The following is a 24843-nucleotide window of genomic DNA, read 5'->3' as shown; positions in this document are numbered from 1 at the left end:
GAGCATAGGATGAACAGATTGCAATTTAAAAAAAGTAGAAATAAAATAGCACCGCAAGGCGGATACTCTAACGGGAGACATTAGTTCAAATTAACTCGACAGCAGCAGGCACTTCATCGGTTGCTTTTTTTGTTAACCTAACGGGCAGCATAGTTCCAATATTTTTTGTTTATGTTGTGGTTGTGCTTTAAAAAACGAACATGTAGTGAATAATAAATTTACTAAATTCACTGGTGAGTTGCTCAGTGTTGTAAAACAGAAGGATAGCAGTTTTACTGTTACAGTAATAAAGGCGTATCCTTCGACAGAAAATTTTAAAGAATACAGAGAATTTAATCTAATTAGTGGGGATTTTTTCTATATTACGAAGAGAACGATCATTTATAAAAAGAACAAAGAAGATGAAAAAGAGATAATAAATGCGATTGAGCTAGAAAAAAATCGAGGGAAGCAGATAGAATTTTGGATAAATGAAATGCCAGATCAAAAATACCAATTAGAGGAAATAGAAGTAACAATATTAAATTAATTAAAAAAATGGCGATTGTCCCGTTGTCTTACGCTACGGGGAACGTTAGTTGAATGAGACAGCAGCAGTCTAAGACTTTATTTTCAAGTCTTGGCTCGCTGCTGTTTCTTTTTATGTGATCAGTCTAAAACTTATTTTTTAAAATCTAACGATTTTTCACCTGAAAAACAGCATCAAATCCACAAATCCAGTCTAATTCTTTATTTTCATCAAACAGCTAAAGGTATTTTGGTTACAACTTCAACTTACGGTCCTGATGCACGAAGTTTTGCTAAGGATAAGCCTATTGAATTAATCGATGGACGAGTGTTATTGCATATGTTAGAGGAGCAGGGAGTACAAGCAAAAATTATTTTTAATAAGTAATTTTGATGGGGAAACATCGAAGCTGCTGATGTTTCCCCATTTTTTGATTGACAGTATTTACATCGGATTGTGTTCATATTGTCAAAAAATTCGATAACACCGGAGAAGATCTCGAGGATCTGATCTCGATCGGAACGATCGGACTGATTAAAGCGATCGAGAGCTTTCAGACTGGCAAAGGAACGAAGCTGGCGACATTCGCTGCCCGTTGTATTGAGAATGAAATACTTATGCATTTACGGTCTTTGAAGAAGACTCGCAAGGACGTCTCTCTGCATGACCCGATTGGCACGGACAAAGAGGGGAACGAAATTACGCTGATCGACATCCTCGGTACGGAAGCCGATGATGTTGTGGATCGGGTACAGCTAAAAATTGAGAAAAGCAAGATCTACCGCAATCTCGATATCCTCGACGAGCGGGAGCAGGAAGTGATCCGTGGCCGGTTTGGCCTGGATCATGGTGGGGATGAGCGGACGCAACGGGAGATCGCGAAGGAATTGGGGATTAGCCGGAGCTATGTGTCACGAATTGAGAAGAGGGCGTTGATGAAGCTGTATCATGAGTTTTATAAGGCGAAGAAGTGAATCGGAGTATTGTTGAGCTTTGAAAATAGGCAGGGAATAATTCCGCTATTCTAACGGAACATAATGATCTTTATTTTAAGCCATCTTCTCAATGGAGGATGGCTTTTTGTTTATATGGTATTTTCCCCTGCTGGGAGAGTACGGGAAGGTGATAAAACATGTACAAGCTACAACATTCGATCTTAAAGCCGGTTTTTCTAAACTAGCAAAAACACTTGTGACATAAATCCCATTACCGTGGAAGGTTGCCCTATCGGTAGACGAACATACAGATAGGAAGAACAATGAACAATGTTTTCTTTTAATTTATCGTCCCAAATTTTTTCAGTGTGAAAAATAATAGGCTCTTCGATTGTATTACTAATGTAAGGGTGGATTTAATAGGTTTAAATCTTAAAAACTAAAAACTCACGGGGTGAAAGAAATGAAAACAAAAACCAAAACGATTATTCTTTCCACGGTTACCGCATTATCATTAACCTTTGCAGTTCCTAGCTTTGCAGCTGCCAATCCTTTCTCGGATTTAACGAATATTGCTGCAAAGGATAAGATTATTGCCTTACAAGAAAAAGGCTTAGTCCAAGGTATTTCGGACAACCTATTTGCCCCTAATGACATCATCACTGCGGCACAAGGTATTCAGCTTATTGTTAATGCCGCTAATCTGAATCTAGATTTAGTGAGATTCCTTGTAGAACCTAAAGCAACAGATTATTTCAAAAACGCAGACAACGATGCATGGTATGCGAATGCCTTAATTACAGCTAGCGTTAATGGAGTCGTACTGCCGGCGGATCTTGATCCTAATAAGAAATGGACGCGTGAAGAATTCACTCACCTGCTTATTAGCACGATTGAAGCGCACAATAATCTTCCAAAGCTTAAGCTTGTTCCCGTCGAGATTAACGATAACAAGGATTTAACCATTGATTATGATGGATCCATCCAGCGAGCGCTTGCTTATAACGTAGTGAAACTAGATGAACAAGGGAACTTCCATCCTAAAGCTGAAATCACTCGTGCAGAGGCAGCGGAACAAATTTACAATGTACTCGAATACGTCAAGGCACATCCTGCACCATCGCCACAACCAGATGTAGAATCAGAAACAAATTCAAAACGATCACCATCGTCAACAAGTCCACAAATACCAGGAACAAAATAAGATAGTAACTGGAATGGCAGCCAATCGTGGCTGCCATTTTTTTGTAGGTAATTAACTATCATTTCTTATTCGAGTTAGACAGGGTGAAAAATAATCCGGAATTACGTCCATTGTTACGCTTTTCTTTTCTATGGATTCAAGTCTGCATTCTCTCTCTTTATAGAATTAATGTTTGAAACTTACAAATCAAGTTTAGATTCTCCATGGTTTGTTTGACGGAAAGCAGATAACATTTCTTAATGTAAGCGCTGTACTTCAGAAGAGACAGCCAAAACATAGGGGGGATATTAGATGTGGAAAAGGAATTCGCTTCTTATGTCGTTGATTCTAATTCTGTTATTAGCCGCTGGATGCAGCAGCAACGGCGGCAGTAACAAGAACAACAATGCAGGAGTCGTCAGTACGCCTGCTTCTTCGGAATCGGAAGCCAATGATGCAACTCCTGCTGCTATTCAGGATGATACCGGAACACCTGAGATGGATTTCGACATGGGCGGTCGAACGATTAAATGGGTTTCCTGGTATGACGAATCCATCAAGGAAGATAATCCGGATAATATCAAGCGAAAGCAGAATCTGGATGAACTAATGAAAAAGCATAATTTCAAGATTGAATATGTCACAGTTGACTATGCAGAATACTCCAGTAAGGTTACAGCCTCGCTGCTTGCCGGAGAACCGATCGGCGACATTATCCGGATGGCTAGACCGTGGATGATTCCATCACTTGTTAAGCAGGAGCTGTTCTCTCCTGTAGACGAATATACGAAGAATGACAAGGTATTTATTCAGCAATATACAAACGATTATTCGCAGTATGAGGGCAGAGGCTATGGATTCCGCTCCGGAATTAACGGCGCATCGTCAGGTATTTTTTATAACCGTACTCTGATGAATAAATTAGGCATGAAGCCGCTGCAGGATTATGTGAAGGATGATAACTGGAACTGGGATACTTTCATCCAGGCTGCCAAAGAAGCTAACAAAGATACGGACAATAACGGTAAGCTGGATACATGGGGGGTTGCTACAGCCAATATTCTGGTGCAGGCGCTGGCTTCCAATGACGCCAATCTGGTCACTGGTGATAAACAGAATTTGGAGGACCCGAAAACAAAGGAAACGCTGGAGTTCATCTCCAAGCTTGCTACGGAAAATATCGCTAGACCTACTGAAGGCGGAGACTGGACGGAACCTGGGCAGTTTTTCCGTCAAGGCAACACATTGATGTACGCGGGAAGCGATTATGAGATGGATGGCTTCAAAAAGGATATGCCGGATATGGATATCGGATTCCTGCCATTTCCTAAAGGACCTAGCGCGGTGGCCTATCACTCGCATTTGACGATTCCGAACTACATGACCATTCCGAGTGTAATAGAGCATCCTGAGCAGTTGGTCTATATCTATGAGAAAATCAATGATATCGATTCCATTTACGATTATCCGAAGCAGGCCACGCTGGAGACGTTATTTAACAATGAAGATGATATCGATAACGCCAAGACAGCAGGAGAAACGATTAATAGGGTTGACGGAAAGGGTGGCTATCCGAATATGCCTTACTATGAAATGGTCGATGAAATTCTGAAGGGTGTATCCGTATCTACGGTAATTGACAAATACAAAGAGCAATTTCAGTCGTCTATTGATGAAGTGTAGAAGAAGTAACGGCACTTTGAACGACAAGGGCAGGTCCCCATTGCAGCAATGGGGACCTCTCTCTTTCATCTGCTTTGCCGTTGAAATACGAAGATCATTTTATTTTGGCGGCGGATGGAGGATATCCTTTTATTTCTTTAAATACTTTGCTGAAATAATAGATATCTTGGATGCCGCAGCGCTCTGCGGCTTCCTTAACGGTGAAATCACCGGAAGAAAGCATCATTTCTGCGTTATTGATCCGGATGCGGTTGACATATTCCTTGAAAGACATCCCGGTATTCTGCTTGAATAGCTTTCCGAAGTATACAGGATGCAGTCTTAAACCTTCTGCTATCTCATTAATAGCTATATGATCCGAGTAATGTTCCGTTAAATATTCTATAAGCTTCTTTATTCGGGGATCAAAAGAGGTTGGTAAATTTCGGTGGAAGCTGGTTAACAGACGGTGGATGATCAATTCGAATAGTGCCCGTGCCTGAATATGGTAATAAGGCTGCTTGTTCATCCACACATGGTTAAATTCACGCAGATAGCTTAGGATCTCTTTCGTGATAACCTTTTTCGTCAACCCCTGAAAAGGCATATGAATATGATTATGAGGATCTGCCCAGTAGAAGTTAAAAGGATAGGAATGCATAGGAGAATCTTTAAAGGTATGAGCTTCCCGAACACTGCCGCTGGGAACATAGACGAGATCGCCTGCTTCAGCGGTGAATTTCTTGCCGTCAATATAGTAATTAGCCTTTCCTTCGATAACAAAGGTGAGATCGTGAAAGCTGATTCTAGCCTTTTGTATGGTCCAATCAGGATAACATCTTCGATCTACAAACAAAAAGATATTAGGAACAAGATAGGGATGGTGTTCTAGGTCCAATAGAGTTCGCCTCCTATACAGCATATATAGATTACATGCAAAGGGAGATTGTTATGATTACATTAACAGGCTTTGCTGATGAAATCTCATCAGAATTGGATATTCAGCTGGATGTCCTCGAATCGGAACAAATCCATCATCTAGAGCTGCGAAGTGTTTGGGGGAAAAATGTATTACAGCTCACTGATGATGAAGCCGTAAAAGTAAAAGGAATATTAGAGGACAGGGGATTTCAGGTATCTTCCATAGGCTCTCCATTAGGTAAAATTAAAATAACCGACAATTTTGATCGGCATCTTGAAGAGGCAAGGAAGGCAATATGGCTTGCATCGTTTTTTCAGGTTTCCTATATCCGTGTTTTTTCGTTTTATATTCCTGACGGTGAACATGATCGCTACCGTTCGGAAGTTCTCTCGCGCATGCAAAGTCTTGTACAATTGGCGGAGAGAGCAGGTATCGTTTTACTACATGAAAATGAAAGCCATATTTATGGGGACAACGGCGAACGGTGCCGGGATTTATTACAAGCCATATCATCGCCTTATTTACGCGCTGCCTTTGATCCGGCAAATTTCGTGCAATGTAAGGTGAGTCCAGTAACTGAAGCCTATCCGTTGTTGGATGAATATATCTCCTATATTCATATTAAAGACGCTGTCATGGAGACTGGTTCAGTTGTTCCATCCGGTGAAGGAGACGGACAGTTGAGGCAGCTTTTACAAGCATTGAAGCAAAAAGGATATGGCGGATATCTGTCTCTGGAACCACATCTGCAGGCCGCTGGGAGACTGGAAGGGCTTAGCAAGCCGGAATTATTCATTGTTGCTTCAAGAGCGATCAAACTATTATTAGCAGAACAGAATATACCCTGGTTGTAATCATGTACGGGCAGCCGGTTGTTGCGACCGGTTTTTATTATTTCTTTCATGATAGGTTTAGATTTAGATGACTTCAATTACTTTCAATAAAGCCCTATAATCGCTAAGGTGAAAAATCTATAATTAGACAGGCTACTTAAATGAATTCAATAAATCTGGAAGGCAAGGGAAGATCTCGAGGATTTGATCTTGACCGGAAAGGGAGCTGGGCATTAGTCGCAGTTACGTGTCACGGATTGAGAAGCGGGCTTTGACGAAGCTGTACCATGAGTTTTGTAAGACATAAAATCCCTAGGAGAACCGCGCGAATATATCGCGCGGTTCTCATTTTACGAAAGGATTACCAAGGGAGCTGGTTATTCATGAAGAAGAACTGGCCGGTTGGCCCGTCAACAGGCAGCGAAGCCAGCATTACGCTTGTTTTGCTGCCTTCCGCAGCGTCTAATTCGGCGTATTGGCCGCCGATATCGGTCTTCACCCAGCCTGGATGAGCAGAGTTGACTTTAATCGGGGTGTCCCGGAGTTCGTGCGCCAGATGAATCGTAAACATATTTACGGCTGCCTTGGACGTGTCGTACGCGAACACCTTCATGTTGTAGATCGGGGCTTCCGGATTGGAATGCAGCGTAAGGGAACCCAGAACGCTGGACAAATTGACGATTCTGCCAGCGGGCGATTTGCGGATCAACGGAAGAAGCAATTGCGTCAGTTCAACCAGGGTGAAGAAATTCGCCTCGAACGTTTCACGCAGGGTATCCGGCGTTACGCTGCTGGTTTCGTTCATGGGTACAAGATGCTCCACTTCCTTTTGCACCCCGGCATTGTTAATCAGGATATCGAGCTTTCCGTACTTTTGTTCAAAGAAAGCATATGCGGCTTGACGATCGTCAGCCAGCAGCACATCGAATTTCATGCTTTCCGCTTGGATGCCTTCTGCCTGCAGCGCTGCTGCCGCGACCTTTCCTCTCTCTCCATCGCGCGAACCGATGACGACATGAGCGCCGAGCTTGCCTAATCCGCGTGCCGTCTCCAGGCCGATGCCCCGGTTTCCTCCAGTAATGAAAGCGACTTTCCCTTCGAGATTGCTTTGGTTTGCAGTCATGTTAATTTGCTCCTTCTCCTGTTTATTTGGTGAATCAAATTGAGTTTAGCCATATTCGACGTCTATTTTAGAATGATCATTCCCAATAGACTTGAATTCATCATATCTTATTGAGAACGATCGGTAAAGAATTTTTTTTTGCCGGTTGAACGGCTCTTGGTTGTTTAATTACTCCTATGTTAATCACGGTGGCGATGCATATCTCAGTTAAATAATTGCAAGTGAATATATAATTTGTAAGGTTACGTCGCTCTTTATCGTCATGATACTATTAACCTATTACCAAGCGACCGAAGGGGCGATCATGAACGATGAGAAATAGGAATGTAACTGCCGTACCGGCTGAATATTTTAACTCAGTGAAGCCAGAGCTTCAAGGTACGATTCAAGAGGTTTCCTACGAGGCAAGCAGCTATATTGATATATCCCGGCAGCTTGTCGCCAAGGAGAACATCCCGGTCAGCGAAGCGGGGAGAGAAACCGTTGCAGGCGATGCCATCTGGAAAAGATGCAATGTTTACCTGCCAGCGGGTTATGATTCGAGCGACAAGGACACCAGATACAATGTCATGTATTTGCTTCACGGCGTTGGCGGGAGTCAATTCGAATGGTTAAGCAGCAACGGTCAGGTTGACGAGCGATTTATCCTTTGCAACTTATTCGACAATCTCATTGCTAAGGGAGATATTGAACCGCTGATCGTCGTATTCCCCAACGGAAGAAGCGCCCATGACTGGACGGACGCATCCTTTACGACCGAAGGAACCAATATGCTGGGGTTCTATTACTTCGATTACGAGCTGAGACACGATTTGATTCCGTTTATAGAATACAATTACAATACTTACGCGAACATAACGGACACATCCCCTGAGGGAATCCTATTTAATCGCGCGCATCGGGCGATCGCCGGACTTTCGATGGGTGGAATGCAGGCTCTGAATCTGATTGTCGGCGGTTACAGATACGACTCGACGCGATTCACGGGAACCGAAAGTTCCTGGAACAACGGGCTGGATAAGACGGTGCCGGCGCCAGGCATGATAGATTTGTTCGCTTATGTCGGTGCTTTCTCGAATGCTCCCACATCGAGTGAAGGCAGCGTTCTTGGAGCAAGCCTGAGATCATCGGATCATAAGCTCCAGCTGCTGTATATGACTTGTGGAGATGCCGATGGCGTTGCCATTACGAGCTATGCGAAATCGATAGAGGGGCTTACAGAACATGCGGGAAATCATCTTGGTCCTTTTTATCAAGTTGTGATTAAGGACGGTTTTCACGATTTTAATGTTTGGAATAACGGTGCCTACAACTTTAGCCGCCTGATATTTGGAAATAGCGAAGAGTATGCAGAATCGGATGTTAGAAAGACGCTTTAGAACCAAGGTTCCGGGAGAAAGCTGGTCATTTGCCGGCTTTCTTTTTTAAAGTTCATCCCGGGAGCTTGTGCTCATCAAAAACAATCTTCAAACCTTGCTATCCTCCATCGAAGATTATTCCAAAATTCTAGCCAGCGATTATCGATTGCAGAACGCCCTCTTTTACGATTATTTATTAAATAACGAACCCAATGCGATCAAGCCGGTTGAAGGTTTAAACAACCTCTCGCAGCGAATTTGCATATGCCAGGCAGGCCGTGCAATTGGGTGAACGGGTCGAATCAGAGCATCAATCCGAAAGCGTGGACGACGAGGGCGGAAACGGCCGTGTTGATGCAACGCTTGTACAATTATTTTTATAAGTAAAAGCAAAGGGACGCCTCCGGCCTAAGCCGGAAGCGTCCCATCTGTTTTTTAATCAGCCGAATGTTTGATTGTCCTTAGGACGCCATAAATGCCGTTTATTTTCCCGTTCGGCACAAACTTAACGGTTACGGATGTTTTGCCAGCTGTTAAAGCATCGGGAAGCTCAAACAGCCTTTCATAGAAGCTTCTCTTCCATACGTCAGGGAAGCTCTCGGTTGCCAGCAGCTTGTCGTCGACGTAAATGTCAAAGCTTCTGTTCGTATGCATGCGGTTAAAGGTAACCGCTAACGCTGCATCCGGCTGGATCTTCAATTGATAGCTGAACCATCCTCCGGCTTCCGCCATCCTTCCGTTTAATCCTTCCCACGTACCGCCATGCGTGCGCTCGCCCTCAACCTGATGCTCCAATTCATATTGATCATTACCAACCTGCACGGAATCAATTGTTGCCTCTCTTAACCTGCGTTCCCGGTCCACGGCCTCCGTATGCTGCCGCAATTCCTCGGATTCATGATCCAGGAGGCTCCAATAAATGCCGTATCTTTCCCGGTGCTGCAGATAGTGCGGGGTGAAAATTAACCGTTCATCCATATCGGTGTTTCTCAGCGAGAAGGCCAGTTCATTCCCAAGACGTACGACATGCTTGTCGAATTGGGCAAGCCATTCCTTGACGCTCATCCCTCGAGGTACGATATAATCCTTAACCGCTATCCTTCTTGTCGCGATGTTAACGATAACCCCGGTTCTTGATTCCACCATATCTTCCTTGCCAAGCGCTGCGCTTAGAACGACAGGACCGTATTGCAGGCCAATGACATGAGGAGCATCCGGCAGAGACGAGAAAGTAACCTTCATGGGGATACGAGCTTCTATTGTATCCCCATCCTTCCAGGTCCAGTCAAGAACGACATACTGCTGCTGAACAGAAGCAATAACGGCTTCTCCATTAAGCACGATCTCGACTTCTCCAGCAGCCCAATGAGGGATACGAATATGAATAGCAAGCCGTTTCGGAGTGCCTGTGCTTACCGTCAAATGGACAAGGTCACTATGCGGCAGCGAAGTCGTCTGCGTGACAACAGTGTGCTGCTCCGTCCAATCCAGTCTGCTGCTGTAGAATTGATTGACATAAAGATTATGGTCCAAATGGAAGTAGATGCTGTCATTCAGCTTGGTAAAGCTCTCCATTCCCGTACCCGTACAACACCAAAAGTGTTCAAAGGGCGAGCTGTAAACTTTGAAGTAACCAGTGGCCATCGGCTGGAAATACATCGTCATGCCGGTCTCCGGATTTTGCGAAGAAAGGATGGCATTGATATACGTTTTCTCGTAAAAATCGGCGTATTTGCTGTTTTGCGTGAGCTTGAACAGCTCTTTCGTCAGCTTCAGCATATTATAGCTGTTACAGGTTTCGCAGGTTACGTCTGAGCGCTTACTGTCCAGAATATCCGGTTCTCCGAAATGCTCGCATTCGCTGTTGCCGCCAGTGATATAGCTGTGATGATAGACGACCGTATCCCAGAAGTTAACCGCCGCTTCCAGGTAGCCGCGCTCGCTTTCGCCAAGCGTTAAATAACGGTTCAAGGCACCGATAAACTTCGGAATCATGGTATTGGCATGCTTGCCTTTGAGTACATCCCTTCCTTCCCGAAGCGCTTCGAACAAGCTGATCTCGTCAAACTTGTGAGCGGCCTCCAGATGAAGGCTGTTGCCTGTGAGCTTGTACAGATCATACATGCAGTCGTTCATGCCGCCGTATTCGACCGCCAGAACGGTAGCCTGAAGCTCCTCCGACCAAGAACAGGCACGGTCCGCGACCCAATCGCCTAAGCGGCTGACAACCTCATAAGCTTGCTGCAGCTTGGTCGCTTGATAGATGGCAACTAGCCCGGCAATGATTTTGTGCATGGTATACCAAGGAACCCACGCCGGTTTTCGGTTCTCCACATTGTCAAACAACGTCTCGGGAAAAGCGGATAAATAACCGCTCTCCTGCTGAGCTTCAGCCAGCTCCGCAACCAGGTATTTCAGTTTCTCCAGCAGCTCGGAATCCTGCGTTTGAGCATAGGCTTGGGATACGGCGGTTAAGTAATGACCTAACGTATGCCCGCGAATTTCGGTATTCTCCCAGCCGGGATACTTGTCTGCTTTTGGCTGCAGGCCGCTAGTCTCCCTGAATCCGGCAATCAGCCGGTCCACGTCATAGCTGCGCAAATAATCCAATTCTTTCTGAAAGGCGTTCGTTTGGTATTCACTGTACAACTTCACCCGGTTCAGCTCAAAATGGTTCAAAGCCGTACTGCCTGTTAATGCCTTCATGAACATCATCCTCTCGCGAATATGATAAAAGCTTATTACTAGCAGGCGGTCCCGGTAAATGGCGTAAGGTTTGATTATGTGTCAAAAAGGAAGTTAATTCGAAGGGATCTATCCGATTTGTTTGATTTATTCTACAATGAGGTGTAAAAAGGGCAGAAAGGGTGGTGTTTCATGACCAGCTTCAGCTTCCGTGTAGATCGGCCGGTAACCCTGGTAATGACCGGGAAATTTGTGGCACCAACTCCGGAGTGGAGGCACATGCACCGCATGCTGCACGAATTTGAGCTGTTTATTCAAACCAGAGGCACTTTATATATAGCCAAGGACAACGAGCGCCATATTCTGAACGAGGGAGACTTTCTGCTCATGCCGCCGGGAGCTGAGCAAGCCGGTTACAGGGAGTCTGACTGCAGCTTTTATTGGCTTCATTTTGCGGTTCAGGACGGATATCAACTCGAAGATAATGATCCGGGCTATGAGCCGGGGAAGGTATGGATTCCGGAGAAAGGGACGCTCAGAAGTCAGGATAAATTGATCGTATTGCTCAAGCAGCTGCAGGATTCCGTCCGCAGCTACCGGGAGCAGACACTCAACAATTATTTGACTACCGGGATCTTATGCGAGTTGTATAATCAGCTTTATTTCATTCAGAACCAATCGGGCAAAAAGTTAAAGCAGCAGCAGCTTTATAACGACCTTGTGGATTATATCAAGTGGAATCGGCAGGAGAGTTTGAAGGTCGGCCAATTGGCTGAGCATTTTGGATATAATGCCAAGTATTTGTCCTCTCTTTTTTCTGAGATTGCAGGAGTTCCACTGAAGCAATTTATGCTTCAGGAGAAGATGGATGCAGCCAAATCGCTTTTGGCCGATACCAATCAGAGTATTAAAGAGATATCGCAGCAGCTTGGTTACCCGGATAGTCATCAGTTCATGCATAGCTTCAAGAGGATGGCGGGATTAACCCCAACGGACTATCGCAATGCCTATGCCAACCGGCTTCTATTTTACAGATAAATCGAAGCGATAGAGTGACGCGGCCGACCGCGGCTGGTGACAATGCTGGACGTTATTAAGACAATCCACTTTATAGGGTGGATTGTCTTTTTTGTTAGTTCTAAGAATCTGCTAGTTTATCAGTCTGAAAAAAGCGATCTTAAAAAATGACAACGCTTTCTTAAGAATGTTGGCTTTCGACGGCTTGGTCCCGGCGAGTACACTGAAACAAAGGAGGCGCAGTTATGGAGTTGGGTACTCGGGTAACGGGAACTACGGGAAAAACAGAAGCACGAGCACAGTTATGGAAGCGGTTTAAAAAGCAAAAAACGCTGCACCTGTTCGTTGGGCTAGGCATGATTTTTTTGCTCGTCTTTGCCTATACGCCGATGTTCGGCATTCTAATGGCATTTAAGCAGTATTCCATCTCAACCGGAATTAAGGGCATTTTTACGAGCGAATGGGTGGGGTTGAAGCATTTCAAGGAATTCTTTAACGACTACCAGTTCGGGATGATTGTTCGAAATACGCTGGTCTTAAGTCTTTTGAAAGTCTTTTTCGCTTTTCCGGCTCCCATATTGCTTGCCATTCTATTGAGCGAAGTGAAAAATGCACAATTTAAGCGTTTTGTTCAAACGGTCAGCTATTTGCCCCATTTCATTTCGTGGGTTGTCGTCGCGGGGATCGCTTTCGCATTCCTGTCTACGGATGTCGGGATGGTCAATAAGGCACTTTTAGGACTTGGCTTGATCGACAAACCGCTCGACGTACTGACCAATCCCAATTACTTCTGGGGCTTCGCGACGGGAAGCGCCGTCTGGAAGGAAATGGGTTGGTGGACGATTATCTTCCTGGCCGCTATAGCGGGCATTAACCCGTCGCTGTACGAAGCCGCGCAGATCGACGGAGCGGGCCGCTTGGCTCGAATTCGACATATAACATTCCCCGGAATGAAAGGAACGATCGTGGTCGTGCTTATTCTGACAATCGGAAGCATTCTGGGCGGAGGGTTGGTTGGCTCCAACTTCGAGCAGGCTTTCCTGTTCGGCAACAGCATCAACAATCCAACCTCGGAGATCGTTCAAACCTATGCGTTCAAGGTGGGATTAAGAGACGGGAGATTCTCTTATGCGGCAGCGATCGATTTGATTCAATCCGTCATTTCCGTCATTCTGATTTTCTCCAGCAACTACATTGCCAAACGCACTTCGGGTTCAAGTCTATTCTAGGAAAGGGGAGCCGGCATGCAGCTCAGCCAGAAACAAAAAGACCGTTTCATGGATGTCTTGGTTTATGCGCTACTAGCCATTCTGACGTTATCCATGCTTTATCCGTTTTATTACGTTCTGATTCTATCCTTCAATAAAGGAACCGATTCGCTTCTTGGTGGCGTTTATCTATGGCCGAGAACCTTCACCTTTGAAAATTACGCGAGGTTCTTGGATGATCCCCACTGGTACCGCGCATTTTTGGTCACGATTATGAGAACGCTTGCAGGAACCGCCCTAGGCGTCCTTTTTACCTGCTTGGTCGCGTATGGGCTTTCGCACCGGGATCTGCTTTTCCGCAAAAGTTACTTCACGGTCATTATTTTCGCGATGTACTTTTCCGGCGGTTTGATTCCGTATTACGTCGTTCTGCGCTCCGTGGGACTACTGAACACGTTTGGCGTCTATGTCATTCCTTCCATACTGAGCACGTTTTTTCTTCTCATAGCCATCTCGTTCTTTCGGGAAATTCCGAGCGAATTAAAAGAATCGGCTCATATGGACGGGGCCGGCGAGCTTGTTATTTTCTACCGGATCATGCTGCCCGTCTCGATGCCGCTGATCGCAACCATGTCGCTATTCCTGGGAGTTGGTCAATGGAACTCCTGGCTCGATTCCGCGTACTTCGTGCAGTCTGAAGGTCTGCGGACGCTAGCCTTCCGGATGATGGAGGTTATTAATAAGAGCAATGCTCCGATGGATGCTATAGCGGTTGCAAACAGTGCCTCGGCGGGCGTCACCAGCTATTCGCTTCAGGTAGCGGCCATGGTTATCTCAATCGCGCCTATCGTATGCGTCTATCCGTTTCTTCAAAGATTTTTCATTCAAGGAATTATGCTGGGTTCCGTGAAGGGCTGATTTTTAATTGGCATGATATTAAAGCGTTTGCTTTAATATAAACATCACTTGTTGGAGGGGTTACTTTGAACAGAAACAAAGGGAAGAAGGCTCTGCTCCTATCGCTCATCCTTATGATGACGATAGCGCTGATGTCCGCATGCGGCGGCAATAACAACAATGACGGCCAGAAGGAAAACGCGGGTGCCGCAAATCCGTCTGAAACATCCTCGGAACCGCCCGCAAAAAACAACGAAGTGAAGGAGCTGTCCTTGTTTATCGATGCCTCGTGGTATCCGGTAAAAGAATGGAAGGGATCCGTTGCCGAGAAAATTACCGAAAAGACGGGAATCAAGCTAAAAGTAACGGTCGCTACGGATGACAAGCAGCTTCCGCTGATGATCGCATCCGGCGATCTTCCGGATCTGGTCTTTACGTATGCCAACATCGACCGGATGTCCGATTCGAAGCTTTCCTATCCATGGAATGAACTAATCGAGAAATATGCGCCGGACTTTAAGATCGATCCGACAAGAATCGCGATCCACACGATGGATGACGGCAACTTCTACACCGTGCGCAATTCCTTCGCAACCCAGGAGGAAATGGCTCAGAACAAATATTCGCTGGGAAGTGACGGAAATCCGGGTATCGCGGTGCGCGAAGATATTCTGAAGGAGCTGGGAAATCCGCCGATTGACACCATCGATAACTTTGTAAAGGTTCTCGGCATGGTTAAACAAAAATATCCGGACATGGTTCCCTTGATCATGGATAAGGATTGGATTGAGCAATATTTCCTGCAGCAGTTCGGAGTCGAGGGTCTTCTGGACGGCTGGTACGAGCGGGATGGAAAAGTAGATTATGCGATAAGGCAGCCGGAAATGCTGGAATTTTTCAAATTCATGAACCGTCTTTACCGCGAAGGGGATATTCTGGCGGAGAACTTCGCTTATACGAACGATCAGATCGACGATCAGTATGCAACCAGCGGAAAGGCATTTGCGCATAGCCATACGGTCAGCATAGCCGACATGGATAATATCAAGGTCAAAAACGCGGGCGGATCCTATACGTTCCAAATGCTGCCTAGCGCCATTTCGAAAAATGCGAAGGCCGTCAGCTCGGGACTAGGCTTCGCAGGCACGTTTATTACGAAGAAAAACAAGGATCCCGAGGCTTCGATCAAATTCCTTCAATACCTCGCGAGCGACGAAGGAAAGAAATTAACGATGTTTGGCGTTGAAGGCGAGCATTGGACTTGGAACGACGAGGGCTATCCGAATTTGAAATATGATCCGTCCGATGCCGATTTCGTGAACACCAACGGTATCAAATGGTGGTACTTGTACAACGATGGCGTAACGGAAGGAATGCTGAGCTATGTACCGGGGGCCCAGAAGACGAAAGCCCTGATGGAGAAAAAAGAGTTTACGGTATACAAACCGGAGCTTGGCTTGATTCAATTGCAGCCGGATTCGGAAGAGAAGACGATTAAAACGAAGATCGATGAAATGATTAAAAACGAGAAGGTCAAAATTTATTTGGCGAAATCGGAAGAAGAAGCCGTGGCAAACTACGAGACCATGGTGAAAAACGCGGAGAAGATCGGTCTGGACCGCTTGGTGGATTGGGCAAACCAAACCTATCAGAAGAAGAAGGACCTGTTTAATAAATAAGACAAAGTCCGGTAGTAGCGCGGGTGCGTTACCGCCGGACTTTGCATGCTGATTTGCGATTGATCGTTTCGGGGGCAATGCGACTCTAGCGGAATTTTTTTGTACGTGATACGTTTACGATATATGGATTCCATATTTGGAGGGAAATGCTGCCGTGAGCATCATGCGCAAGATCGTGCTTGGATACGTCATTATGATCTTTATCCCGGTTATTGCTTTCGGTTATCATTATTACACGCAAATCTATGGAAACTTGACCCAGCAATTCGTAGAGAGCAGGCAGAAGATCCTGGAGCAGGCTTACGCTAATATGAAAACGGACTTCGCTAGAATTCAATCGGTACACCGGGTACTGCAATACAATCCTTACCTCACCGATTATCTGGACGGCGTATACGATTCCGACGCGGACAGCGTGTACGCGCTGACCCGATATATTCTCCCTCTGTACAGCCAATCGATGTTCGCCAATCCGGAGATCGAATCTATCGTGATCTATAAAATGAAGGATCGTGTGCTGCCCATAACCAATTTGTTTCGGGACAGGTCCATGCTGGATCCGCAGACAGAAGCTGCCGTCTCGTCGCTGAAAGCGGGGCAGGGAATATGGCTGAGAGCCGATCCGAACGTGTCGGAACCCGATCTGATTTATTACCAGTACATCTACAATACGCAAATTACGGAACGGATTGGCCTCCTCGAAATTCGGGTTAGCAACAGCTTAATCCGCAACTTCTATGCCGCCGCTGGCGTGGAGGGGAATTGGAAGGCCGCCCTGATGTCCGGGCAAGGCAACTTGCTGACGAACGAAGCGGCTGGATTGGACCATAAGACGCTCAGTCTTCTGCATGAGGAGGGGCGGGATTTCTTCATTGACCGAACAACGATCGTCAATCAACTGAAGCTTGAGCCGCTGGACGTTCGCGTTATCATTACGGCTCAGGTTGGAGAGGTATTCCGTTCCGTGAAGCAGAAGGAACTCGTCCTAGTGACGATCATCGTGCTGCTATTATTAACCTTGTCCATCGCCTATTACTTGCTGGCTTCGACTATTACCAAGCGAATACTCAGGCTGGCCCGGCATATGCGCACGCTGAACGACGATAACTTGAGGGTGCTGACGATTCAAAGCGGCAAGTTCGAAAAGGACGAAATCGGTTTCTTGATCGGGGCCTATAATTCCATGGTAAGGCGAATGGACGAACTCATTAACAATGTCCACCGCGCCGAGCTGCGAAACAAGGAAGCGGCTTACCAGGTGCTGCAAGCACAGATTAAGCCCCATTTTCTCTACAATACGCTCGAAACGATCCGAATGGTTGCCGAAGCCAACAACGACAAGGAAGTTGCCGATATTTCGTTCTGGTTCGGGAAACTGATGAGGTACAGCTTGACGTCCGCGCAGCAAGAAACGGTTCTTGCGAAGGAAATCGAGATGGTCGATTTTTACATGAGCATCCACAAGATGAGACTTCAAAGCCGGCTGACCTACGAGATTAAAGTTGATGTTGACGCCGGGCGGCTGGCCTGTCCGCGTTTTCTTTTGCAGCCTCTAATCGAAAACAGCATCGTGCATGGAGCATCCGCCGTTTTGCGCCCCGTTCATATACGGCTGCATGCGTCGGAAACGGAGGAAGAAGTGACGATCGACGTTACCGACAACGGAAACGGGATTGCGCCGGACAGGCTGCTCGAGCTGCGCGATCGGTTGTCCAGGCATGATGAGTTCAAAAAAGAGGATGAACCGGTTGGCGTAGGCTTAAAAAACGTTAACGAAAGAGTCAAGGGTTACTTCGGGGCCGAATCCCGGCTGGAAATCATTAGCGCTCCGGGGAAAGGAACCAGCTTGCGCATTGTTATCGTGAAAAGGACGGTGATGGACGTTGAAGATACTGATCGTAGACGACGAGCCTTTGATTCTGAAAGGGTTAGTTAAAATCGTAGAGGAAGTCGCGCCGGCCGGCTCCGACATTTGTTCGGCCTTCAACGCCTGGGAAGCCTTAGAGACGATGAAGCGATTTATGCCAGATGTGACGATAACCGATATCAACATGCCCGAGAAGAACGGCTTTGAACTGATTCATGATGCCAGGCTTGAAGGATTATGCGATCGGTTTATTATCCTGACCGGCTATGACGAATTCGAATATGTCCGCCAGGCCCTTCGCTCGGGTGTTGTGGATTATTTGCTGAAGCCCTTGGATAAAAAGGAGATCGCGGTGCTGCTGAGCCGCGTCAAGGAGGAGCTTCCGGCCGCATCGGATTCGGAGTACAGCCGGCATGCCGAACGGATTCTGGCTTATTTGCAGCTGAATTACATGAACGATTTGTCCCTCGATCATCTCGCGGAACACATGAGTCTGCATCCGAATTATATCAGCAGCTTGTTCAAGAAGGAGACGGGGGATACCTTCGTCAATTACTTGAATTCGCTGCGAATCCGGGAGGCGCAGAAGCTATTGAAAACGCAGCCGCAGCTGACGGTTTGCGCAATCAGCCAGCAGGTTGGCTTCGACACCAAACATTACTTTGCGAAGGTATTCAAGAAGTATGCGGGCACGACTCCCGGCGCTTATCGTGAGCATAAAGAAGAGGACGAATCTATTCAAGCCATTAACGGAAAGGATTGAAAGCATATGCCCGAGAACAACCGAGAACACGAGGACACGCTGCTCTATTATTCTCCCGCCAAGCAATGGGAGGAAGCCTTGCCGATCGGCAATGGACGGTTGGGTGCGATGATATTTGGCGATCCGCGCGCGGAACGCGTGCAATTAAACGAGGATTCCTTATGGTATGGGGGGCCTAGGGATCGGCATAATCCGGATGCACTGCCCAATTTGGCGGAAATTCGCAAGCTAATATTCGAAGGAAAGCTTCAAGAGGCCGAGCGCTTGGCAACGATGGCTCTTACGGCCATTCCCGAGTCCCAGCGTCATTATGTACCGCTTGGCGATTTGTTTCTCCAGTTCGAGCATGCGGGGGAGATTCGGAACTACGAGAGACGGCTTGACCTATCGGAGGCCATCGTTCATGTTTCCTATACGGCGGGAGAAACGAAATTCGCCCGCGAAATTTTCGCGAGCTACCCGGACAGAGCGATCGTGCTAAGGCTAACGGCGGATTCTCCCGGCCAAATCTCGTTTACGGCCCGAATGGGACGCGAGAGGTTCCGTTACGTTGACGAGATTCGCGCAGAGAACGGTAAGATCGTGATGAGCGGCAATAGCGGCGGAGGCGTCCGGTATTGCGGCGTCCTTGCATGCGTGCCCGAGGGGGGAAGCCTGCGCACGATTGGTGAACACCTCATCGTCTCGAATGCCGACGCCGTTCTGCTGGTCATGACCGCTTCGACGGATTTCCGCGAAGCCGACCCCGAAGCTGCTGCGCTCGGCGACGCCGGACGCGTTGCCGCAGCCGGCTATTCGGAATTGAAGGCTGCGCATATCTCGGATTACCGAAGCCTATACGATCGAACAAGGCTATGGTTCGGAGCGGAGTCCGGCTTGAGGCCCGAGATGGCAGAAACCTCGGAACGTCTCGGTAACGTTAAGGCCGGCCGCGAAGATACCGGGCTTACGGCCTTGTATTTTCACTATGGCCGATACCTTCTGATCGCCTCGAGCCGACCCGGATCGCTGCCCGCGAATTTGCAAGGGATATGGAATAAGGATATGCTTCCCGCGTGGGACAGCAAGTTCACCATCAATATTAATACGCAGATGAATTATTGGCCGGCAGAGAGCTGCTATTTGCCGGAATGCCACCTGCCTCTCTTCGAGCTGATCGAACGCATGATTCCGAACGGCAGGCATACCGCCCGAACCATGTATGGCTTACGCGGAAGCGCGGCCCATCACAACACGGACATTTGGGCAGATACGGCCCCACAAGATTTGTGGCCGTCGTCGACGTATTGGCCGCTTGGTCTCGCTTGGCTGTCGCTTCATCTTTGGGAGCATTATCGATACGGGGGAGACATGGCGTTCCTCGAGCGGGTTTACCCGATGATGAAGGAGGCTGCGGTCTTCCTGCTGGATTATCTGGTCGAGCTTCCAAGCGGCGAATGGGTCACCTGCCCGTCCGTCTCTCCCGAGAATACGTACCGGCTGCCAAATGGAGAGACGGGCGTATTGTGCTACGGGCCGTCCATGGACAGTCAAATCGCGCGCGAGCTATTCCAGGCTTGCGCAGCCGCGGGAGAACGGCTCGGGTCGAATGACGAGCTTCTGGGCGAGCTGCGTCAGGCGATCGACAAGCTTCCACCACCCCGCATCGGGCGTTACGGACAACTGCAGGAATGGTACGAGGATTACGAGGAGGTAGAGCCTGGGCACAGACATATCTCTCATCTGTTCGCCTTGCACCCGGGAACCCAGATTACTCCTGATAAAACGCCGGAACTAAGCGCTGCCGCTCGCCGAACGCTGGAGCGCCGCCTGGCGAACGGGGGAGGACATACCGGCTGGAGCCGGGCCTGGATTATCAATTTCTGGGCGAGACTGCAGGAAGCGGAAGAGGCGCATGCTAACATAACCGCGCTTTTGTCCCACTCCACGCTGCCTAATCTATTAGACAATCATCCGCCGTTTCAGATCGACGGCAACTTCGGCGGCACGGCAGGCATTGCGGAATTGCTTCTGCAGAGCCACGAGGACACTATTCATTTGCTGCCTGCCCTTCCGAAAGCTTGGCCGGCCGGCGAAGTCCGCGGGCTCCGGGCGCGCGGCGGCGTTACGGTGGATATCGCATGGAAAGACGGGCTAATTCATCAGGCGATTTTGAGGCCGGATCGTAAAGGGACGTACCGCGTACGCTGCGATCACCCCGTAGCATTATCGTTGGATGGGGCGGCCTGCGAATCGGAAAATCCGGATAAGAATAGGAATCTTCTATCGTTTGCCGGGGAGGCAGGCATGACTATCGTAATCCACGCATGAGTTTGAAACAATTCTCTTCCTTGCTGCGGAAGAGGATTGTTTTTTTTGTATCCTATTAAGGTTATCCAAAACAACGTTATCTTAGGATACATCAATAATCGATGCGGAAACGTCATTGTTTAGAATATTTAGTTAATTTATACTGACTTCGACGCAAGTTATGAAAGCGCAATCATTCAGAGCCGGGAGGATATTCTTGAAAAATTAAATGGAAAGGGTGGCGTGATACGGTGCGATTACAGTCTTACAGCAAGAGGCGAATTTCAAAGATCAAGTTTCTTTACATTTTGCCCTTTATGATCTTGCTTGGTATCTTTGCCTATTACCCTTTATATGGGTGGGTATATGCTTTTTTTGACTATACGCCTCCGATCCCATTGTCCAAATCCCCGTTTGTCGGGCTCAAGTGGTTCCATTCGTTAGTTGAAAATCAGGTTAAGATTGATCAACTGCTTCAGGTTATCAAGAACACGTTTGGGATGAGCGGCTTGAACCTGCTCTTCTCTTGGCTCCCCATGATTTTTGCCATATTCCTGACGGAAATAAAAGCGGTGCGCTTCCGCAAGTTTATTCAAACCGTAACGACCCTGCCAAACTTTATCAGCTGGGTATTGGTTTATTCATTGGCGTTCTCCATGTTCTCAAGTGAGGGCATCATAAACGGTCTCCTGAAGATGCTCGGATTTATCGATTCGCCGGTTTTATTCCTTCAGAACTCCGACCATGTATGGTTCACGATGTGGATGTGGACAACCTGGAAAGCATTAGGCTGGTCCGCGATTTTGTATATTGCCGCCATTATGGGGATAGACGACGCTCTTTATGAAGCAGCCCATGTCGACGGTGCGACACGAATGCAGATCATCCGGTATGTCGTACTGCCAAGCATGCTGCCTACCTACTTTGTCCTGTTGATGCTGCAGATTGCGAGCTTCCTGAATAACGGCCTGGAGCAATATTTCGTATTTCAGAATGCCTTTAACAAAGATTCCATACAGGGTTTGGATTTATATGTATACAACCTGGCCATGGGAGGCGGCAGCTATTCGGTTTCCGTCGCGATTAGCATGCTGAAGAGTCTGATTAGCGTTGTGCTTCTCTTTTCCGTGAACAAATTGTCCAAGCTGCTGAGAGGGGAGAGCATTGTATGAGCAGAGTAAAAATGAAAGTCGGCCTAACCGACCGAATAATTTCTGTGGTGGTTTATACTTTGTTTTCCCTATTTGCTCTGATCTGCGTATACCCTTTCTATTCCATCATTATCAATACCATTAGCGCAAATGATATAAGCGCAAGAGGGGATGTCGTATTTCTTCCCAAACATATTCATTTTCAAAACTACCTGGACGTGTTCAAAATACCGGGCTTGTGGGACGCCACTCTGGTATCTTTGGGGAGAACGGTTATAGGCACATCATTGACCGTTGGCGCTTCCGCATTTCTGGGATTTATGTTTACTCAAGAGGATATGTGGGGGAGAAAATTCTGGTATCGCTTTACGATTATAACGATGTTTTTTAACGCAGGGGTTATTCCTTGGTATTTGACTATGAAATCTCTGCATCTAACCAATAATTTTCTTGCTTATGTATTGCCCACCATCGTAGCCCCATTTTTCATCATTCTGGTCAAGACCTTCGTGGAATCAACGCCCAAGGAATTGCAGCAGGCCGCAAGCATAGACGGCGCGGGTATTATGACGCTTTTTTTCAGAATCATGCTGCCTATAAGCAAACCCATTCTGGCTACGGTCGCCATCTTCTCGGCTGTGGACCAGTGGAATTCCTTTCAGGACACGCTGCTGCTGGTTACGGACAGCAAGCTGTACAGCCTGCAATTCATTCTCTACAACTATATTAATCAGGCGAGTTCATTATCGACCATGGTCAACCTGCAAAATGCCGGCTCAACGGCCATGGCAAGCTTGGCCACCAAGCAGACGACAACTTCCATTCGCATGACCGTCACCATCATTGTGGTTGCGCCAATTCTACTGGTGTATCCGATATTTCAAAGGTTCTTCGTTAAGGGGATTATGATTGGCGCGGTAAAAGGTTAACTTGCGCCATTATAATACATTCATCCAATGGGGGGTTATCAATTGAGCAGGAGCACTAAAACATTCAAAAAATGGACTTTGTTATCGGTTACCGGTACCTTGTTGTTGTCGACGGCATTAGCGGGGTGTCAGAGTTCATCCAATGAGTCAACTGCTTCAGCAAAGCCAAGCAATGGGGAAGGCACATCCGAATCGGGAAAAGGGATCGATCATAGCAAACCTCTGACCATCACAGTCTACGATAATGCGGCCAATTACCAAGGCGAGCAGACAGGCTGGTATGGGAAGCTCATTAAAGATAAGTTTAATATCACTCTTAACATTCTCGCACCGCAGGTCGCCGGCGATCAGCTGTATAAGACCAGAACGGCGGCAGGGAATTTAGGCGATCTTCTCATCGTGGATAACAGTCAGCTGGAGGAATTAATTCCGGCAGGACTCGTTATGGATATCACCGACAAGTTGAAAAACACGCAATTTCTGTCCAAATACGTAGATAATCACTTTAAGCCTTTTAATGCGGCTTTCGACAAGGTCAATCCGGACGGGAAAATATACGCGATGCCGACTTTTGAGGCAGATACGTCGCCAACAACGTTTTCCGAAGAAATTCCTTACTCCAGCCCGATAATGCCTTGGGATTATTATAAAGGAGTAGGGGCTCCCAAGCTGAATAATTTGACCGATCTTCTGAATGTGCTGAAGGAAATGCAAAAGAAATATCCAACTACGCCTGACGGCAAAAAAATCGTTCCCATCACGTTGTGGAAGGACTGGGATGGCGGAAGCATGGAAAACGTCCGCTGGCTCAGCAACTGGTACGGATACGAGCAGCCGGACGGAACTTCGACCATTCAGTTGAATGCCAAGGGCGATATTGTTCCTCTCATTGACGATAACAGCATGTACAAAAAGATTTTGCAATTCTATTTTACCGCTAATCAAATGGGACTCGTGGACCCCGATTCCGCATCGCAGGATTGGAACAAAGTTGCGGAAAAGCTGACGAATAAACAGGTTCTTCTCTTGTGGTACTCCTGGCAAAGAGGCTTCTACAACTCGATAGAAAGAGGCAAGAACGGAGACGGCAATGTGGCTGTTCCGATCGCCGATACCCGTATCATCCAGAATAGCGATGCCTATTACGGCAACGGCCGGGTATTTGCGCTTGGCTCGAAAGCCAAGGAACCGGAAAGAATTATGGAGTTTCTGGATTGGATGGTCTCTCCAGAAGGATTGCGTTATTATACGAACGGATTTGAAGGCTTCAATTATGAAAAATCCGAAGACGGCAAGTTTAAGCTCACCGAGTTTGGACAAACCGCTTTCCAGAAAAACACACCGGTTCCGGATCAATACGGTGGCGGCGGGTACCAGGACGGACAAAGCAAAATTAACAGCATGATTATGAGTGATTTTGTCGTGGATCCGGAAACAGGCGAATTTTATAACAACAACTATTGGAGCTCTACAATCGAGGCAAACAAGACGGCACTAACCACAGACTGGCAAAAGACCTACAACGCAACAAATGCCACCGAGTATTACACGAAAAACAATATGATCGACATCGTGCCGAATATAAATACGAGCCTTGGCAGTGATTCGTCGGATATTAAAAACAAACGCAGCCAGATTTCGGATTACGTAAAAAATACATCCTGGAAGATGGTATTCGCTAAGAATCAAGAAGAATTCGATCAATTATGGACAAAAATGAAGAGCGATGCCGTAGGGCTCGGCTGGAATGACGTTGTTGCCGTGGATACGGAAAGAGCGCAAAAAATCATTAAAATGCGTAATGATGCAACAACCGGCAAGTAATTATTTTGGT

General features: G+C 47.0%; 20 protein-coding genes and 1 pseudogene. 18 read left to right on the top strand and 3 right to left on the bottom strand.

The annotated features are described in order from the left end of the window. Positions 1–205 precede the first annotated feature (205 nt). The 5 genes from PGL01S_RS00960 to PGL01S_RS00940 all read left to right on the top strand — a co-directional run bounded on the left by PGL01S_RS00960 (position 206) and on the right by PGL01S_RS00940 (position 4309). A complete protein-coding gene (locus PGL01S_RS00960) occupies positions 206–529 on the top strand; it encodes a hypothetical protein (RefSeq protein ID WP_127490696.1) in 324 nt (107 codons plus the stop codon). 90 nt (positions 530–619) lie between these two features. Then, positions 620–895: a restriction endonuclease gene (locus PGL01S_RS31415; protein ID WP_127490695.1), complete on the top strand. Its 276-nt coding sequence runs from the start codon at positions 620–622 to the stop codon at positions 893–895. 47 nt (positions 896–942) lie between these two features. Continuing rightward, positions 943–1482 (top strand): RNA polymerase sporulation sigma factor SigK, encoded by a 540-nt coding sequence (gene sigK / locus PGL01S_RS00950; RefSeq protein WP_127490694.1) that lies wholly within the window; start codon positions 943–945, stop codon positions 1480–1482. Between the two features lie 424 nt (positions 1483–1906). Continuing rightward, on the top strand, positions 1907–2647 hold the full coding sequence (locus tag PGL01S_RS00945; RefSeq protein ID WP_127490693.1) for an S-layer homology domain-containing protein: 741 nt from the start codon (positions 1907–1909) through the stop codon (positions 2645–2647). Positions 2648–2938: 291 nt separating this feature from the next. Then, positions 2939–4309 (top strand): ABC transporter substrate-binding protein, encoded by a 1371-nt coding sequence (locus tag PGL01S_RS00940; RefSeq protein ID WP_127490692.1) that lies wholly within the window; start codon positions 2939–2941, stop codon positions 4307–4309. A gap of 94 nt (positions 4310–4403) precedes the next feature. On the opposite strand, the gene PGL01S_RS00935 is transcribed toward PGL01S_RS00940, so the two are convergent. Further along, positions 4404–5186 carry a helix-turn-helix transcriptional regulator gene (locus PGL01S_RS00935; protein ID WP_174806510.1) on the bottom strand — a complete coding sequence of 261 codons (783 nt, stop codon included), beginning with the start codon at positions 5184–5186 and terminating at the stop codon, positions 4404–4406. 53 nt (positions 5187–5239) lie between these two features. Between PGL01S_RS00935 and PGL01S_RS00930 the strand changes: the two genes are divergently transcribed. Together PGL01S_RS00930 and PGL01S_RS00925 are read left to right on the top strand one after the other, a co-directional pair. Beyond that, on the top strand, positions 5240–6064 hold the full coding sequence (locus PGL01S_RS00930; protein ID WP_127490690.1) for a sugar phosphate isomerase/epimerase family protein: 825 nt from the start codon (positions 5240–5242) through the stop codon (positions 6062–6064). A 199-nt stretch (positions 6065–6263) separates the two neighbouring features. Next, positions 6264–6350, top strand: a pseudogene (locus tag PGL01S_RS00925) (sigma factor-like helix-turn-helix DNA-binding protein); the annotation flags it as partial. Positions 6351–6404: 54 nt separating this feature from the next. Here the strand turns inward: PGL01S_RS00925 and PGL01S_RS00920 are convergent. Then, positions 6405–7166: an SDR family oxidoreductase gene (locus PGL01S_RS00920; protein WP_127490689.1), complete on the bottom strand. Its 762-nt coding sequence runs from the start codon at positions 7164–7166 to the stop codon at positions 6405–6407. Positions 7167–7477: 311 nt separating this feature from the next. Between PGL01S_RS00920 and PGL01S_RS00915 the strand changes: the two genes are divergently transcribed. After that, entirely contained in the window at positions 7478–8545 is a 1068-nt protein-coding gene (locus PGL01S_RS00915) for an alpha/beta hydrolase (RefSeq protein WP_127490688.1), read from the top strand. A gap of 414 nt (positions 8546–8959) precedes the next feature. Here the strand turns inward: PGL01S_RS00915 and PGL01S_RS00905 are convergent, their stop codons facing one another. Next, positions 8960–11230 carry a glycoside hydrolase family 127 protein gene (locus PGL01S_RS00905; protein WP_127490687.1) on the bottom strand — a complete coding sequence of 757 codons (2271 nt, stop codon included), beginning with the start codon at positions 11228–11230 and terminating at the stop codon, positions 8960–8962. Between the two features lie 171 nt (positions 11231–11401). On the opposite strand from PGL01S_RS00905, the gene PGL01S_RS00900 reads away from it, so the two are divergent. From PGL01S_RS00900 to PGL01S_RS00855, 10 genes are all read left to right on the top strand, one after another. Then, the gene (locus tag PGL01S_RS00900; protein WP_127490686.1) at positions 11402–12247 is read left to right on the top strand and encodes an AraC family transcriptional regulator; all 846 of its coding nucleotides are present in this window, start codon (positions 11402–11404) and stop codon (positions 12245–12247) included. Between the two features lie 224 nt (positions 12248–12471). After that, on the top strand, positions 12472–13455 hold the full coding sequence (locus tag PGL01S_RS00895) for an ABC transporter permease (protein WP_127490685.1): 984 nt from the start codon (positions 12472–12474) through the stop codon (positions 13453–13455). 15 nt (positions 13456–13470) lie between these two features. Beyond that, positions 13471–14352, top strand: a complete 882-nt coding sequence (locus PGL01S_RS00890) for a carbohydrate ABC transporter permease (protein WP_127490684.1) — start codon at positions 13471–13473, stop codon at positions 14350–14352. Positions 14353–14417: 65 nt separating this feature from the next. Next, complete coding sequence (locus PGL01S_RS00885) at positions 14418–16010, top strand: extracellular solute-binding protein (protein ID WP_127490683.1); 1593 nt, start codon at positions 14418–14420, stop codon at positions 16008–16010. A 163-nt stretch (positions 16011–16173) separates the two neighbouring features. Beyond that, positions 16174–17946 carry a cache domain-containing sensor histidine kinase gene (locus PGL01S_RS00880; RefSeq protein WP_244935477.1) on the top strand — a complete coding sequence of 591 codons (1773 nt, stop codon included), beginning with the start codon at positions 16174–16176 and terminating at the stop codon, positions 17944–17946. Next, a complete protein-coding gene (locus PGL01S_RS00875) occupies positions 17894–18640 on the top strand; it encodes a response regulator transcription factor (RefSeq protein ID WP_127490681.1) in 747 nt (248 codons plus the stop codon). Before PGL01S_RS00880 ends, PGL01S_RS00875 begins: the two co-directional genes overlap by 53 nt. 6 nt (positions 18641–18646) lie before the next feature. After that, a complete protein-coding gene (locus PGL01S_RS00870) occupies positions 18647–20950 on the top strand; it encodes a glycoside hydrolase family 95 protein (protein WP_127490680.1) in 2304 nt (767 codons plus the stop codon). A gap of 230 nt (positions 20951–21180) precedes the next feature. Beyond that, positions 21181–22101: an ABC transporter permease subunit gene (locus PGL01S_RS00865; protein ID WP_244935470.1), complete on the top strand. Its 921-nt coding sequence runs from the start codon at positions 21181–21183 to the stop codon at positions 22099–22101. After that, the gene (locus PGL01S_RS00860) at positions 22098–23009 is read left to right on the top strand and encodes a carbohydrate ABC transporter permease (protein WP_127490679.1); all 912 of its coding nucleotides are present in this window, start codon (positions 22098–22100) and stop codon (positions 23007–23009) included. Before PGL01S_RS00865 ends, PGL01S_RS00860 begins: the two co-directional genes overlap by 4 nt. A 42-nt stretch (positions 23010–23051) precedes the next feature. Next, on the top strand, positions 23052–24833 hold the full coding sequence (locus PGL01S_RS00855) for a type 2 periplasmic-binding domain-containing protein (protein ID WP_127490678.1): 1782 nt from the start codon (positions 23052–23054) through the stop codon (positions 24831–24833). Positions 24834–24843: the final 10 nt, after the last annotated feature.

It is taken from the genome of Paenibacillus glycanilyticus NBRC 16618 (assembly GCF_004000805.1).
GTDB lineage: Bacteria > Bacillota > Bacilli > Paenibacillales > Paenibacillaceae > Pristimantibacillus > Pristimantibacillus glycanilyticus.
This window is presented reverse-complemented; position numbering and strand designations above follow the sequence as displayed.

Excerpts from the sequence above, each read along its gene's own strand:
- PGL01S_RS00895 (WP_127490685.1), top strand. The coding sequence starts at position 12,472 with ATGGAGTTGGGTACTCGGGTAACGGGAACTACGGGAAAAACAGAAGCA.
- PGL01S_RS00860 (WP_127490679.1), top strand. The coding sequence starts at position 22,098 with ATGAGCAGAGTAAAAATGAAAGTCGGCCTAACCGACCGAATAATTTCT.
- PGL01S_RS00945 (WP_127490693.1), top strand. The coding sequence starts at position 1,907 with ATGAAAACAAAAACCAAAACGATTATTCTTTCCACGGTTACCGCATTA.
- PGL01S_RS00920 (WP_127490689.1), bottom strand. The coding sequence starts at position 7,166 with ATGACTGCAAACCAAAGCAATCTCGAAGGGAAAGTCGCTTTCATTACT.
- PGL01S_RS00880 (WP_244935477.1), top strand. The coding sequence starts at position 16,174 with ATGCGCAAGATCGTGCTTGGATACGTCATTATGATCTTTATCCCGGTT.
- PGL01S_RS00870 (WP_127490680.1), top strand. The coding sequence starts at position 18,647 with ATGCCCGAGAACAACCGAGAACACGAGGACACGCTGCTCTATTATTCT.
- PGL01S_RS00915 (WP_127490688.1), top strand. The coding sequence starts at position 7,478 with ATGAGAAATAGGAATGTAACTGCCGTACCGGCTGAATATTTTAACTCA.
- PGL01S_RS00905 (WP_127490687.1), bottom strand. The coding sequence starts at position 11,230 with ATGAAGGCATTAACAGGCAGTACGGCTTTGAACCATTTTGAGCTGAAC.
- PGL01S_RS00890 (WP_127490684.1), top strand. The coding sequence starts at position 13,471 with ATGCAGCTCAGCCAGAAACAAAAAGACCGTTTCATGGATGTCTTGGTT.
- PGL01S_RS00900 (WP_127490686.1), top strand. The coding sequence starts at position 11,402 with ATGACCAGCTTCAGCTTCCGTGTAGATCGGCCGGTAACCCTGGTAATG.
- PGL01S_RS00930 (WP_127490690.1), top strand. The coding sequence starts at position 5,240 with ATGATTACATTAACAGGCTTTGCTGATGAAATCTCATCAGAATTGGAT.
- PGL01S_RS00940 (WP_127490692.1), top strand. The coding sequence starts at position 2,939 with ATGTGGAAAAGGAATTCGCTTCTTATGTCGTTGATTCTAATTCTGTTA.